The sequence below is a fragment of the Allobaculum sp. JKK-2023 genome (assembly GCF_034745455.1).
Classification (GTDB): Bacteria; Bacillota_I; Bacilli_A; order Erysipelotrichales; family Erysipelotrichaceae; genus Allobaculum.
The window spans coordinates 3194130-3209303 of the sequence record NZ_JAYERV010000003.1 but is presented as its reverse complement, the minus strand read 5'-3'; the positions used below and the strand labels follow the sequence as shown (position 1 = coordinate 3209303).

The following is a 15174-nucleotide window of genomic DNA, read 5'->3' as shown; positions in this document are numbered from 1 at the left end:
CGATTTATTCTTAATCATTCTATTCTTGATTATCCAAATTGGCTTTATCATTATCCATTTTATGCACATCCGGATGATCCGCAGTTTCCTGATTCAAATCTGATCTGTCCGTTCTGCGCTCCAATCCCCTGGTTGGATGGGCCTCGTTCATCTCTGAAATCGCCTGGCCGATCGTCTGGGCAACAATTTTCTGACTGTTTTCACTCAGATCTTTATAAGCGCTCAGGGCGGAAATCATTGAAGCCTTCTTAATTGGATCGGTTTCCAGTTCAATAGCCATCAAAGGATCATCAACGGGTTTCGAAGAAGCAGCCATCTGGCAGTCAACGACTTCAGAGGTTGTCTCTTCATTCTTTGGATCAGAATCTTTGCGCTCATTCTTTTCATTTTTTGGCTGGTTTTGCGGCAGCGCAAACGAGGTGGTCAATGGTTCTTCTTCCGGTTCTTCATCAAGAGCAGACTCCACCAAAGCTTCTGCCGGCAGAGCCGGTGTCTCGTCAATGATCAGTTCCGTTGTTTCATCCATCGTTGATGTTAAGAAAGCTGGTAGGGATTGAGATGGAATTTCCGGTTTGGTCTGGGCAGAAGACTGTAAAGAAGCCGAATCCCCTGGAACTGTCGATTCTTTCGATCCACTTCGTCTTTGCAGTTCTTCTTGAGTGGAAGAACTCAGTGATGAAGAAGAATCGGTAAAATCTACCGGCCCTGGCAGATCTTCTGGGTGAACCACCGGCATCCGACTTTCAGCTTCAGCCAAAGCAGACTGGTTCTGCCCGGCCGCATTCGAAGCCTGCAGCGAGGCGGCTGCTGCCTGTAAAATCGGATCGACTGGACTGGTCGAGATCGGATTTACCACTTCCATCTCACTGATTCCAGCTTTTGATTCCTGTACACCACCGATTTCAGGCTGAGCTGAAGAACAAGCTGCTGAATCTGGCCTGACAGTCTCAGGCTTTACACTCTGAGCGGGTAAAACTGAACCAGTTGAACTGATGCTGGCTTGTGCACTGACCATTTTGCTTACCGGCTGGCTTTCCGAATTCACTGAACTGTTCAAAGCTGTGGTCGGTGTCTCTTTATAGGCAGCCAATCTGGAAGAAGACGGCTCATAAAGACTGTCAATTGAAGATGAGGTTGAAGAGTGAGCAAGTTCTTTCTTTTCTGAATAATCAGAAGCCGGTTTTGAAGCCAGAGTGGATCCATCCGCATCTGAAGAAATGGGCACTGGTTTTGGCTTGGGTTCCTCTGCAGGGATCGGAACAACCGGTACTGGAGGAATGGCGAAGCTGATGCAGGCTTTGAACAGGTCACCGTCCGTTTTGACTTCGAATGTTCCCTGCTGAATTTCCACAAAGCTTTTAACAATCGCCAGCCCCAGGCCGCTTCCCTTTTCATGGCGGCTGGCATCCCCGCGTACAAATCGTTCGACGATCTGATCCGGATTAAAGTTCATCTCCGCGCTGGAGGTATTCTTCAATACCAGCTGATACAAGCCATCCCGGGCATGCAGCTCAATGAAGACACGTGTATTGGGCAGTGAATATTTGTAAATATTCGAGAGCAGATTTTCGATAACCCGGACGGTCTTTCCTGGATCAAGATGCAGAATGGCTTCTTTTTCCAGATCGAAAACCATCTGCAGGTTTTTCTGCTGGAACTGATCATCCCATTCCGCTGCCACCTGCATGACCAGCTCACTTAAATCAAGATCAATGGGTTCAAGCTTGATATCGCCGCTTGTCGCCTTGGCAATATCAAACAAGTCGGTAATCAAATCATTCAAGCGCATCGCGTAATTGGAAAGCCGCTTAGCGTACTCATGAATATCGTCCATGTTGTCGGTCATGGTAATCAGCTCTGAATAAGACTGAATGCCGGCCACCGGCGTTTTTAAGTCATGAGAGACATTACTGATCAGCTGGGTTTTGGAGATCTGGCTGGCCAGACCTTCTTTCACCGCTTCTCTGCTGGATTTGGCTGCATCAACCATCAGATCATATAAGGTCTGATAGTAGCCGATCGTCTTTTCTTCCAAGTCATTAAAGTTACCCTGAGCAAGCTGCGAAGCTGCTTCTTCAACCTGGGTATAGCTGTTCGACATCGTATGATAGACGCCCATGATAAAAAGGAAGGACACAACCAGGGCCACCATAAAGGCAATCAGCAGCCAGACCATGCTGATGCGAGCCGCAATGGCCATCACCAGGGCGACGATACTGCAGAAAATCAAAGCGGTTAAAGCCAGATGCAGACCACTTCTGGACCCCTTTTCAGACTGAAAAGCTTCCGAAACTTCAGCCTGTCCTTTGCGGATCAACTCTGAAGTAAGCGTATCTTCACTGAGATAGCGGATAAAACCTTCGGAAATGATCGACTTTATATACAGGCAGCCAAGACTGATAACCTCAAAAAGAACAGCCCAAAGCAACAGCGCACAGCCAAAAGACGTAACAGAAGCCTGCTGAGTACTCATGCCAAAGGATTTGAACATCAAAGCCAGTGTTCCGCTCGCATTCGCCTCGCATGTGGCTGCAACCGCAATTCCACATCCCCATCCAACCAAAAATAAAGTCAGCCAGGCAAATAGAGCCTGCAGCTTACGGAAGTGTGAAAGCATCCAGGCGTCTTTTTCAATCCGCCAGCGGACAACCAGAATCAGCAGGAAAATCACGCCCGATCCGCCAAGGATCGAAAAGAAAAGGTTGCGATGATCAAGATCTGCTGCTGTACTGGCAATCAAACCGCCATTGGATTTTATTTCTGCCGGGATATAATACCGAATCGAAAAATCGCCAGGCAGAGTCAGCGAATATTTATATTCCGTTCCCTGACTGGTCAGTCTGTCTTCCGGTACAACAGAAGGATTGACCTGTAAGGACAATACCCGGGAAAACGTGTTCGAAGGGACGTTTGTTCCCTGGTATGTAATTTTTCCATTCTCTGATCGAATCGTATAATCCAAAGCTGCAGGATCCTGATCATAGGCATCTTTCCAGTTGTGCTTATACTGCTTGCCCTTGTAAGTGATAATCCAGGCCAGATTCGAGTCTTTGGACATCTGATCCCCATTAAGATGAATCAGACTCGACAGATTCGTTTCAATATACGAGCGGACTGACTGGGGTGGATCATCCTGCAAAATCAGCCAGTTGGCTTCCGGATCCAGGCTGCGGGCCCGATAGATGGCGTTATCCGCCAGCTGATCTGCAAAGTTATTCACCAGCATGATCTTCTGGGCATTGGTTGATACATAAATCCGCGAAGAAATCTGCGTGGCCAGAATGGACAGGACCAGGATGACGGTTGTAAGCAGAATCGAAAAGACAGGAATTTTCTTTTTCAGCTTCATTGATCAGTTTCCTTGCGCAGTTTATAGCCAAGGCCCCAGACAACCTGCAAGTAGACTGGCTTTTTTGGATTTTCTTCGATCTTCTCGCGTAGTTTCCGGATATGAACCGTAATGGTTTCGGTTGAAATCGCATCTTCTTTCCAGATGGCTTCATAGATTTCGGCAGCAGAGAACACTCTGCCAGGATTTCGCATGAGCAGTTCGAGAATCATGAATTCTTTTGGAGTCAGATGAACGGGTTTTCCTTCGACTTTGACTTCTTTGGTCACGGAGTTGAGTTCCAGTCCACGATTGACCAGGACTTCAGATTTTTTCGGTCCGCTCGATGATTTCATTTCCAGAAACTGCTCATATCGACGTAAAGCTGCGTTTACGCGGGCTAATAATTCCATCGATGAGAACGGCTTGGTCAGATAGTCATCTGCTCCCATTGTCAGACCATTAATCTTGTCCACTTCTTCACTGCGGGCAGAAAGAATAATGATTGGGAAGTCATTGGTCTTGCGGATTTCCTGAATCATCGTCAAGCCATCCATCACTGGCATCATCAAATCGACAATAGCCAGATGGACATCTGGGGTCTTGCGCAATAAATCCAGACCCACCTTGCCATTTTCAGCCAGCAGGGTTTTATACCCCTGCGATTTCAGATAAATGCTGATCGCCTCGCGCAGACCCGAGTCGTCTTCAGCAACTAGAATGGTATGTTCCATATGCATGTCTCCTTTTCTGTTTTTCGAGATCAAAAAGCCAGAATCCAGTTCGAAAGTTGAACAGAATCCTGCTTCTTTAAAGGTGTTTTCTGTGTGAAACCTGAAACTGCAAATCCATTGGCCGCTTGATTCAGATTCTTCTTTCTGGCTTTTCAATGAGAATTCAGAGGGTTGAATCCACTTTGCACTGGTGCTTCTTCAAAGATCGCAGACGTCACCCGCTCTGGAAATAAGAACGGCATCTATCTGGATCCAGGCGGCCCCTGAAAACAGAATGCTCATGTTTCAGCCTGATTTACAGCTTCCAACACCATCTTTTCCATTATAAAGGATAACGAGATGAAAATTAAAACTCTCCTTTTCCTTGCAAGATTGCGGTTTTGTTAGTCCTTTTGAATTGAAAGTGCCCCTACCGCCTATTTCTGTGAGAGCTGCCCCATTAAAAAACCGCCTGATGACTCAGGCGGATAGGTTTTTACAATAAGGCGAAACAAAAAATTCAGTTTATCTTAACGAAAAGGAAAGACAGGACAAATAAAAGCAGATGATGTATCTATAGCCCATCAACAATATTCGCAACATAAGAATAGCTTGGACTGACGTATGGATTCATCTGATAGACGTTCATATTGAATTTCTGACCAAGGAGTTGTTCAGTTAATGGATCCTCGCATGAAAACAGTTTGACGACTCTGTATCAACGAAATATGACTTAAATGTTCACTATCGTCAGATTTCTGAGTTCCAGAAAGAAGAAATTGAGTTTTTACTAATGGATAACAGCCAGGAGCCTTCCTTATAAAAGGCACTCCTGGCAGTTATTGATAAATCGATTCTGTATAAGCAATTTGAATACCAATTAACTATTCCGGTAATTGAGGGATTTCTACAGTTTTCCGGCTGAAATTGCCATGGCCATCCCAGGCAATAATTTCAACTTTCGAATCTCGATCTAATAGCTCGTTAAATGGAAAAATGACTTGATTATGGTTGACCGTTGTATAGGCATACCAGCCAGGCTGGTCATAATTGATCGTACTCGCATTAAATTGGGCAATAAACGGAATTTCATATATAGCACCAGTCCAGTCGACTTGGTCTTGAACTTGGATGATATCAGTTATCTGATCATACTTATCTGGCTTTTCAGGCAGCGTTACCGTGATTTCAGGTGGGTATTGGTCCAGAATAATCAGTTGGATTGTCCGAGCAATTGAATCAGAGCCACTGGTCACACTAACGGGCACGGTTTGAGTGTGGTTGTAGAGATTTTCATTGAACTCAATTTCAACGACTGGCATAGGTCCATTAAAATCGTCTGCCACGCTATACAGCAATGTCGCATCCTCACCCGTAAATAGATCATTGAGATTCTGACCATAGTAGTAGGTATAAAGATTGTTGCTTGTAGATGTAAAGGAAAGCTGACTGTCAGAAGAATGGCATCCCACCATGGTCAGGACACCACACATGACAATAGGAAAAGTTATTGTTTGTTTCACTGGTACCCTATCTACATTACCACATTGATTAATGGTAGATTATATTGAAAATTAACTGACATGAGTCTACTGCGGCAGCGGCAAGCCCCCGATACAGATCCACTAATAGTAAACCAACTCGTGTGGATAGAGCCACCAAGGTTGATATTAACTGTATTTTCAAGTTGAACACTTCCTACAGCTGAGAATGTTGCTCCACCATTATTAATTCGAGCGGTTAGAGAAGGCGTAGATGTGAAAGTATAATATCCATTCTCAACGTTTGTTGACATCGTATTCCCGATGATAGATACAAATTGAACGTATAGGGTTCCGTTGTAATTTACATATTGACAGTTCATATTAACTGCACATGCAAGAGAAATTTGGGAAAAATCTGGGCCTGGAACACTAGTTCTGGCAACGATATTTTGAACGAAGGTATTTGCTCTCTCAAGAGAATCCGGCATCTTAGTAACAATCTCTGTTCCATTATTATTTTTCGAGCATGCCTCTAGATATTCATCTAAAGTGACATTCTGAAAATAATATGTTTTCTTTTCTTCATCATAGACAACTTTCTTTTCTCCAGATGCCGAAATTGTTGAGATTGGTTGGTAGGTATCTTGTGCCAATACCGGTACGCTGCATGCTCCGCTAAGTAGAGAGATAATAACAGAGCTTGACAACAGTGTGCTTAATACTTTTTTCATTTTTAAAATCCCTTTCTAAGTACTATTATCCTTATGGGCAATAATTTAAAAGTTACAGGGTAGGATGTGACTGACAAAAGCGTACGATAATGTAAATATTTATTTGTTTTCGTAAAATCTACAGTCAACACTTTAAGTAATACTTTGTTTACAAATCACAAACATTTTTAGTCAAACTAATCAAAGAACTTTTGCCAGTCTGTCAGAGTAATTAGCTCCCTAATCATTTATAAAACAAAGTAGACATTTATAAACGATTAGGGATTCCTGTAGAAAAGCAGACGTAAATACTCCATATAAATTTTCTCCTATTCAAACTATAAACTTGCTATTTGGACCATATTTTCATTCGAAATAACAAAAGCATTCTGCTAACCTAGTACAGGGTTTTCTATTTATCGGTGAATATCGAAGATGCTTTTTAAGTTGATAATACCCAACTTTTAGGATATTTATGGTGACTGCCCGTTTTCAGTTATTCATCGAAACTTCAAAAACGCTGTACTACCCATTTTCAGTTATTCATTGAAACTTCAAAAATGCTGTACTAGGAGCTGCTGGCCCACTTCGTACAGGAATTTGAATAACAAATCTTGTTGCTTGCACTGCTTTCTAAGGGACGGATTTATTTTCAGAAAAGCGCTTTTCATAAGCAGTTTTTTTCCGCTGTCGACAGTTGGACTTTTTTACTTCAAACCCTTGATCGGTAAGTGAATCGATAAACTCCTTCTCTGTAAATTTTACAGAAAGCATTTTGTCGGTATCAAAGGGAATACTCACTTCTTGGTGGTCGGGAATTTCTAAGCCATAAATCGGAGAAGCCGATCCTAAAGTGAGTAACGCAGTCATAAAACCTGTTAGTAATTTTTCATAAAATTCACCTCGTTAAAGTCTATAGTGTGTTGTCGTGACGGTTGCTTGTACTCTCGAATCATTTAAAGAATGGGTTAATGCATTCATAATTGATTCGAGTGGTTCCTGTAAAATAGTAGTCGATCACACTTATACATGTTTTCCCCTCTTCATACGGCTTTTCATTTTAATGGTCAGATTGACCAAGCCCACCGTTTTTATCTATTTGCTCTTTATAACAGAAATCAACAGTTTTATGGATTGGACAATATTTAGGTGGAATGAGCACTGCGGCTGATAGCAGGATGATAAGTATAGGTTTTATAAGGATTAAATATTTCATCGTCTTTTTTCCTCTCGCAATTGATGCTTTAATGTTTGCATATTAATTTAAAGGGGACAATATAAAAAATGAGCAAGATGTTTGAGAACAAAATCAATATTGAAATCGAACCTAAAAAGCTGGGCTTGATTGAAAAAAGATTACGTCTGAGCAGCAATTTGACAATTGAGCAAGCTGCGATGTGTCTAAATATATCCAAAGGGAATCTTTCTGAGATGGAGAATGGTAAAAGAAGAATGAAGGAAGATGTCTTTCTGAACTTTACAAAACGATTTTATCCACAATTCAATTTTGATCTGGAGCTTGTTGAGACAGCCTCAAATAAATTGGATGAATTAGCTTTATCGTTTATTTACTGCAACTTTAGCCAGGAAAATGAGATCGAAAAATGGGTAGAAGATAATCGAATACAACTATTAAATTCATTTGCTTGCCTCTATTTGACTGTCTTTGAAACTTATTTTTATTATCGAAAGTCAATAGACAAAGAAGAGGAAGAACAGCTCAACGATTCAAAGAACTTTGCTTCTTATTTCTCTCCGGATGTCAGAGCATTTCTGCTGTTTAACAAAGGATATATGGATCGAAGGCAAGGAAAAAACAACCAGGCTGTCGAGCTATTTGAAAGGGCTCTTAGGGAAATGGATGGAAAAAAATGGCCGCAGTTGGAAGGGGTCATCAAACAGAATCTCGCCTGCGCAGTTTCGGAATATGTATCGTTTCAGCAATCACTTGATCTTGTTAACCAGGCTCAGAACTGTTTTATCCATGATGCAAATTATTTACGCATAGTCAGTACTTACAACAATAAAGCAGTCTATCTTTGTCTGATGGGCCAATATGAAAAGGCTATAAGTATTGTTGATAAAGTCATTTTGCACAAGAATACTTTTCAGGATCACGGCTTCTATTCTTTGGCTGTGTCAAATAAAATCATGATGGAAATGCTGGCAGGACATTTTGACAGAGCGCTTCAGTTTATTCATGACCATAAATCAGAATTTAATTCCAGACACCCTGGTAATTTTATTCTTGAACCCTACAGCCTGCTTCGACTCAAAGATTACAAAGGATGCCTGAAATCGATCAAATCGTATAAGGACTGCACTCTTAGCGAAGATGATGAAGCATTTTATATCCTGATTAAAGCAGTCATCAGAAATAGAGAAGATCGAATTGAGAAGGAAAAAGCGAAAATGTTTTCTATTTGCTACCGGACTGCAAACTGGGCAATGGCTCTGCTCACCCTTCACCTTCTGATCTATCACTATAAGGAAACGAAACAAAACGATCATTTAGTTGAAATTTATGAACAGCAAACAATGCTATACAACCATCAAATGCCCGACGCCTGGAATGTATAGCAGACTTGATGGATTAAAAACAACAAGAAATTACAGCTTTTGTTCAGGAACTTTTATTGATATCCATACTTTTTTTGAAAGCCTTGAGGGCTCAAAATGATAATTTGCAGAGTGGTTTTTCAAACAAAAACCGCCTGATTGCTCAGGCGGATACATTTTTGCGATAGGACGAAACAGAACCTTCCGAGAGTTTTCGGGAAAGGTCGTTGAGTTTCTGGGCCATCTGGCGCTCAATCTGATGATGATGAGCCCGCTGGCGGGCAGCCTCCTGTTTCTGGTGGAAATAGTCTTTCCACATGGACAGCTGGAATGGATTGATGCGATAGGCAGCCAGCTGCATGGCCGCCATTGTCAGAAAACTGCTCGCCAGCATGCCAGGAACCATAGGTTTTGGCAGAGTGAGAATAAACAGAATCCACACAAGCAGAATCACTGAACGTAAAGCCGCCTTTTTCAGACCCGGTTTGCAAAGAATATAGACACCCGGATAACATAAGCAGACAATCAACATGAAGGCAATCAACTCCAGTTCACCACGGCCCATGAGCAGGCACGAAATCACGCCGCCGGCAAAGAAGGCGCTCAGATAGATGAGTGTCGTGTGCTGATGAAGCGTGAACATTATCAGAACGGATGTAACGAGTAAAGCAACACTGACAGTGGAATAATACAGCGCGTTTGCGGGAAGCAAGAGGGCAGCCAACATGCCAAATCCCCACCAGCAAACCAGATTGAAAATACTCTGTTTCATAAAGCCCTCCTTTTCTATTCCGGTTTAATGATTTAAAATCCGTTGAACGTGACAGAATCCGAACAGACATCTTCGCTCATAGACTTCACTCTGTCTTTTTTGAAGAATTGTCTCTCTGTCTGCACCGCACTGCTCAGGACTGCTTTGCTTTTTCGAAATGATTCTGGATAAAAGCGTCTGCCCAAAGCTGCAAAATGGCCAGATCGATCCGGACACTTTCCATCGTCCCAAGAAGATTCATGCGACAGAATTCCATCCCTATTTGTGTTTTTCTATCGATCTATATGATTTGTTTATATCCTTTTTCAAATAGATATGGCCACTAGATTTCCAAATTCGTGGGATAAATGTCGATTTTTTGTCGATTTTGGTTTGATTCGGTATTCTGTCTTCTGAACTGTTAAAATCCGTTCTGGTCTTTTTCGAGATCATTGTTCAGGATCCAATGATTCCTGTCATCTCAGATACCCTTAAAAAGCAGAATTTATGATTTATATTTTCCTGCTGCATTCAATCAAACCTGTTTTTACTCTCTCTTTGTCCATCACTCGTTTCATCACTGGTTTCATTTTAATCGGATCCGTGATGGATTTGATCTAAGGTTTTATAAAGATTTTTTGTAGATTTTCTTTCAGGTTTCTAAGAACCGGCAGCCTGGGCAAAGAACGAGTGGCAGCCAGACTTTGCCGGATTGTCTTGTCATGATTGATCACAGACGATCCTGAATCTGAAAGCCAAAGTGGGCTAAACGGCGAGTCCTCTTACCTACCCTTCAATAAATGAGTAGAATTTGTCCTCGGAAGGATAAAATGTACTCATCCCTGTCTGCGAACAGTGTTCGGCATTAGCCGGCGGTCGAAGGGTTAAATTGAATGGTGATCCAAAGCCTTGTCTTTTGGACTCCACTCTGAATCTTCAATCTTATCTAAGTCCCGCTTTACGCACCGCACTTTCCGGGGAAAGTACAGCTTGTAATTTTAAGGGGCATACCCCAATCTCGCAGAATTGGTCCCCCTCAAAGCCCGTCCGGCGCGGTACAGGCCTGAGTTTTAAGAAACCCGAAGATTTCACAAAACAGCTCCGGCCGGGCTTGATGAAAGCTCGGACAGTCATTATGGCTGTCTATTCATTTGTTTACTTGGTTAGTTAGTTAGGGAGTTATGGTGTTACTTGACTGGTTACTTGTTTTGTTTCTTGTTTTACTTCTTGTTTTGTTTCTTGTTTTGTTGCCTGCTGATTCTTTAACTGCTCGATTCTCTCTTCATAAAGCTTCTTAATGCTCTCTCGGGGAGTCCATTTGGTGATTTCCGGATGATTCTCGTAAATCCATACAAGATTGGACGCCGCATTGGTATCGGCGTTCATTTCTTTGTGTACAGGACAAAACGCCTTTTCATGAGCTGATTTGTCGCGGGTAACTTTTGCTCCGCAGATGTGGCAGTACTGGGAACTGTAGGCCTGATTGACATACGAGACTCCGATCTCCTTCAGGCCGGCTTTGTATTCGATTCTCTCCTGCAGCACGCCATACATCCATTCCGAAAGCAGGCGGTTCATTCGCTTATACTTGCTGGCCGCCCCTCGGATATCCAGATCTTCCATTACAATATGACCGATATTCTGGTCTGTCTTCAGGACCAAAGCGATTTCTTCGTTGATCAGGCATTCCAGATGGGCCTGGATCTTTCTGGACTGGCGGGCAAAGGACTTTCTACCACGGGTATTGTTCTTTCTGATCCTTTCTGCCTTGCGCAAAAGCGAGTATGTTCGTTCTTCGCAGGCTTTCTTTTCCTGAGGGGAAAGATCTGGCTTTTTAGAGGCAAACTTCTCCTGGTCAGCCTGCTTTAAAAGATTTTTTCTTCGATCCCGCATCCGGTTTCTCTGAACTCCTCGCGCACTCAGAAAATCAGAAGCAGGATAAAAGCATTCTTTGTAAGTTCTTTGGTCTAAAGTTTCAGCCGCCTTGCTCTTGTTTTTGCGCAACGCCTGTTTTTTATCTTCAGTTTTCTTCTTTTTAAGTTCAGCAGACAAAATATTATTGGAAGTGCTGAGCAAAGAAGTAATTCCAGCATCTACGCCAACGTTCTTCTCTGACTTGGAAGGATGGTTTCTTACTTCGACAAGTCTCTGGAAGACCAGACGGTTTTTTTCACGGTCATAGAGCACAGTAAGGTTGCCTCTGGTCTTTTCTTTTTTGGATGTATAGAAAATCCCCCGGAGTTTGACTTCAAATGGCTCCTGGTTTCCTAACCCCATCAGCTGAATGATTGTTGTATTCTCTTCATGACGGATTGTATAACCGTTTTTGTCAATTCTCATCCAGCTGCCTTTGTTGGTATGAACTGGTTTATGGTACTGTCGATACCTTCTTGCCGCATGAGTGAGAAGCCGGTGGATTCTGACAGGATCGCATTTTTTCAGGCGGCCAGCGATATCTTTATTGGAAATCTCCAGAGGCTCAAACCGATGATTTCGAATGATTGGTTTAAACAGCGAAGGCGTCTTGACCACATAAAATACAACTGAGGCTTCCTGGGCATTCATCTTGTACTTCGTATAGAGTTCATCCTTGATACGGCGGATGATCTCTTCCTCCATGGATTTACGGTTTGTGATGATAGACTGCATAGCACATGTCCAGAGCCATGAAGGAAGCATTCCCTTTGGAAAAGAAATACCCGTCAATTTAGCTACGTGATTGGTCGTATCTTTAAGAAGCTGTCGTTTTTCAGCGCGGATTTGGTCCCGGCACTTTTTCCAGGACTTTCCCATCAACTCAATGGAACAGCCAAAAGGAGCAAGAAGGTTATAGGTTTCTCTCCAGGCGAGAAATAAGTTATCTGCCTGTCTGCTCTGGTTTTTGTCCAGTCGGACGGACACCATCTGAATTGTTTTTTTCGATCGACTCACCTTCGTTGTCCTCCTTCGGCAGTTTCCTGGTTTCTTCAATTATTTCCTTATTCTTGTTGCTACGTGAACCATATAAGATATAAGCGGCCAGAAAAAACAGTAATGATGGCAATCAGGTCGTCTGTGAGTTCCTGGGCGCTGTTTCGTTCTTCTCCCTGATTGATGATTACAATTTCTGTCTCCATCTTTTTGGCAAGATATTCAACCAGTTCAAAGCCGAAACGCAGCAGGCGGTCTTTGTGGGTAATGACAATGTGGCTGACTTTTCTGTTTATAAGCAGATCTATCAGTTTAAGCAGACCTGGCTTTTTGTAATTCATTCCAGATCCAATATCCTCAATAATCTGGTATTGCCAGCCCTGCTTCTGCATATAGATCTCAACAACATCTGCCTGCCTTTCCAGGTCCGCCATTCTTTTCTTTGTAGAAACACGGCAATAACCAATGGCGGTTCTTTGCGACTTTTCTGGAGTCTTCCCAAGATAGACATCCAGCTCTTCAGAATCAAACATATAATGGCCGCCAATAGAAAGATGATAAGGCAGGTTATCAGTTTTGATCATTCTGTACAAAGTATGTCTGGTAACTCCAAAATACTGGCAGACCTACGCGCTTTCTATTTCTATATTTATTGTACATCAGACGCAAAAAATGCGCAATAAAAAGACCGAAAACGCATTTATTTTATTTATCCAGATGGGCCTGACAAATGTCCCTTTCATGGTCAGGTTGACTAAAAACGTTCGCAATTAATGATCATAACAAACTCTAAAATGTTGATTTCAGGCGTAAACGTTCATATATAACAGACAAAAATTGCTTTTAGCGCTTTTGTCGGTCGCATCTTATCCATTATTGAATCTCAAAAGCATCTTTCAGAGGGCTTTCATCCCCATGGCAAGCCATGGCGTATTCGCCTAGCTTGATAACAAAGGACATGTTGGTGACGACGGATGTGCAAAGAATAGTGGACAGGTGAAAAATGGAGGATGAGCCGATAACGGAATTTCAATCATTTAGCCCTTATTATTTTAAAATCGCCTTATTTATCCAACTGTTAAATCCCGGCTGCGACAAAGCCCTGTTTTTCCTTGAATGCCCAGCTGCTTTTGACCATTACTTTTGACCGTTGACTTTCCTTCTTTGGCAGACAACAAAAAAAGATCCGAAGAGTGTCTTCAGATCTTGTTAACAGTATTTCGATTGAATTGAGAATCAGTGACTGGTCTGACTACTTAACAGCGTACCAGGCGATTCCTTCATCTTCCCAGCCAAGGCTTACCAGGTGATCCTGTTCAGTCTTGTCGAGAGTGTAGTTGTGGGAACCAGCTTTAGCATTTGGGTTGTAAGCGCGGAACAGTGGTTTTCCAGTTTCTTCATCAGCGGAGTACCAGCCGATGCCTTCGTATTTCCAGCCCAGGTTTACCAGAGCGTCTTTTTCTTCGCCGTTCATGGTGTAGTGATGGTCACCAGCATTTTCGTTGTAGAGACGGTAAACGGGCTTATCGGATGTTTCTGGAGCATACCAGCCGATATTTTCGTTGTTCCAGCCTTTTACGATCAGCTGTGCTCTTTCATTCGAGTCAGCCGTGTAGAAATGTTCACCGGAGTTAGGGTTGTACAGGCGGAACATTGTGACTGCATCAGAGACTTCAACGTTTACACCGTTCAGTTTTGCTTCAGTACGAACAGTTGTGTTTACGATGTAACCATCTGTAGAATCTTTGATTTTTGCAGAGAAGTCGAAGTCGGACATCGCAGACAGGTTGAAGTCTACTTTATCGCCAGCTTTTACTTTTGTGGTGTCAAAAGCAAGACCAGCCAGGTCGATGTTGAAGTCAACTGCATCTGGCAGTTCATCAATCAGAGTGACGAGAGATGCTTTTTCGTCTTTAGCAGCGTCTTCAAGCAGAGCCTGAACATTGTAATTCATTGTGCATTCTACGGCACCATTCACTAAGGAAATGCTTTCAAGTTCAGCGTTAGATCCAGCGACAACGATGCTGTTTTCACGAGCCACTTTTGCATCAAACTTGATCCCTTCTGGCAGCGTGAGAACCGTTGTGACTTTTGTACGGTTCAGGTTTACATCAAGACCACTCAGTGTCAGATCATTTTTGCCGTCTTTTGCGATTTCAGCTTTCAGAGCAGCTTTGAACTCTTTCAGATCCATGACTACAGTTTCGGAAATACGGAATTCATGAGTCAAAGAAGCAGTGTTGACTTTGTCCATCCCATTTAATCTGGCCATTCCAGAAAAACTTACAGAGTTATTTAAATCGTTTGCAGCGTTGTCCTGAGCAACGATTACTGTTTCGTTGGCAAATACTGGAGCTGCAACTGTAGAGAAAATCATTGTTGCGGCAGCTGCTGCACCAAATGCTTTTTTCATCATAACGTTATTTTTGAAATTCATTTAAGAATCCTCGCTTTCTAAAAAGTGTTTGTTCTCAGACACGCCGCACCCCTGACAGAATTCTGAATCGCGGCTTTTCCTGGATATTTTTTAAACAAATCGAGACGCTGTTCAAATCTTAATCCGGCATCGTTATTGTCTAAAAACTCAAAAATTCGTTCGTGATGACTATTTTGCAAGAAAGTGGACAAAAAGGCGAGAGGTCTATGGAAATTTATTGAGCCATAAAATGGTGCTCACATATTCTCATCAATGTTATTTCTTAGCACAGTACGATATCTA

Annotated in this window: 10 protein-coding genes and 1 pseudogene; 1 reads left to right on the top strand and 10 read right to left on the bottom strand. The window is 42.5% G+C overall.

All coding sequences use genetic code 11. From position 1 onward, the window contains the following. Nucleotides 1–19: 19 nt before the first annotated feature. The 6 genes from U4956_RS12940 to U4956_RS12915 form a co-directional block, all read right to left on the bottom strand. Nucleotides 20–3349 (bottom strand): HAMP domain-containing sensor histidine kinase, encoded by a 3330-nt coding sequence (locus U4956_RS12940; RefSeq protein WP_323091103.1) that lies wholly within the window; start codon nt 3347–3349, stop codon nt 20–22. Then, nucleotides 3346–4062 carry a response regulator transcription factor gene (locus U4956_RS12935; protein ID WP_323091102.1) on the bottom strand — a complete coding sequence of 239 codons (717 nt, stop codon included), beginning with the start codon at nt 4060–4062 and terminating at the stop codon, nt 3346–3348. Before U4956_RS12935 ends, U4956_RS12940 begins: the two co-directional genes overlap by 4 nt. A gap of 863 nt (nt 4063–4925) precedes the next feature. After that, nucleotides 4926–5516 carry a hypothetical protein gene (locus U4956_RS12930; RefSeq protein WP_323091101.1) on the bottom strand — a complete coding sequence of 197 codons (591 nt, stop codon included), beginning with the start codon at nt 5514–5516 and terminating at the stop codon, nt 4926–4928. 59 nt (nt 5517–5575) lie between these two features. Next, nucleotides 5576–6256: a hypothetical protein gene (locus U4956_RS12925; protein WP_323091100.1), complete on the bottom strand. Its 681-nt coding sequence runs from the start codon at nt 6254–6256 to the stop codon at nt 5576–5578. A 612-nt stretch (nt 6257–6868) separates the two neighbouring features. Continuing rightward, entirely contained in the window at nt 6869–7105 is a 237-nt protein-coding gene (locus tag U4956_RS12920; RefSeq protein WP_323091099.1) for a hypothetical protein, read from the bottom strand. A gap of 190 nt (nt 7106–7295) precedes the next feature. Continuing rightward, nucleotides 7296–7451, bottom strand: coding sequence for a hypothetical protein (locus tag U4956_RS12915; protein ID WP_323091098.1), 156 nt, complete (start codon nt 7449–7451; stop codon nt 7296–7298). A gap of 68 nt (nt 7452–7519) precedes the next feature. Between U4956_RS12915 and U4956_RS12910 the strand changes: the two genes are divergently transcribed. Further along, nucleotides 7520–8815 (top strand): helix-turn-helix transcriptional regulator, encoded by a 1296-nt coding sequence (locus tag U4956_RS12910; protein ID WP_323091097.1) that lies wholly within the window; start codon nt 7520–7522, stop codon nt 8813–8815. 142 nt (nt 8816–8957) lie between these two features. Here U4956_RS12910 and U4956_RS12905 read toward each other — a convergent pair whose 3' ends face one another. The 4 genes and pseudogenes from U4956_RS12905 to U4956_RS12890 form a co-directional block, all read right to left on the bottom strand. Then, on the bottom strand, nt 8958–9566 hold the full coding sequence (locus U4956_RS12905) for a hypothetical protein (protein ID WP_323091096.1): 609 nt from the start codon (nt 9564–9566) through the stop codon (nt 8958–8960). A 1158-nt stretch (nt 9567–10724) separates the two neighbouring features. After that, complete coding sequence (locus tag U4956_RS12900) at nt 10725–12476, bottom strand: zinc ribbon domain-containing protein (RefSeq protein WP_323091095.1); 1752 nt, start codon at nt 12474–12476, stop codon at nt 10725–10727. Nucleotides 12477–12498: 22 nt separating this feature from the next. Continuing rightward, nucleotides 12499–13048, bottom strand: a pseudogene (locus U4956_RS12895) (IS607 family transposase); the annotation flags it as partial. 659 nt (nt 13049–13707) lie between these two features. Beyond that, the gene (locus U4956_RS12890; protein WP_323091094.1) at nt 13708–14892 is read right to left on the bottom strand and encodes a hypothetical protein; all 1185 of its coding nucleotides are present in this window, start codon (nt 14890–14892) and stop codon (nt 13708–13710) included. Nucleotides 14893–15174: the final 282 nt, after the last annotated feature.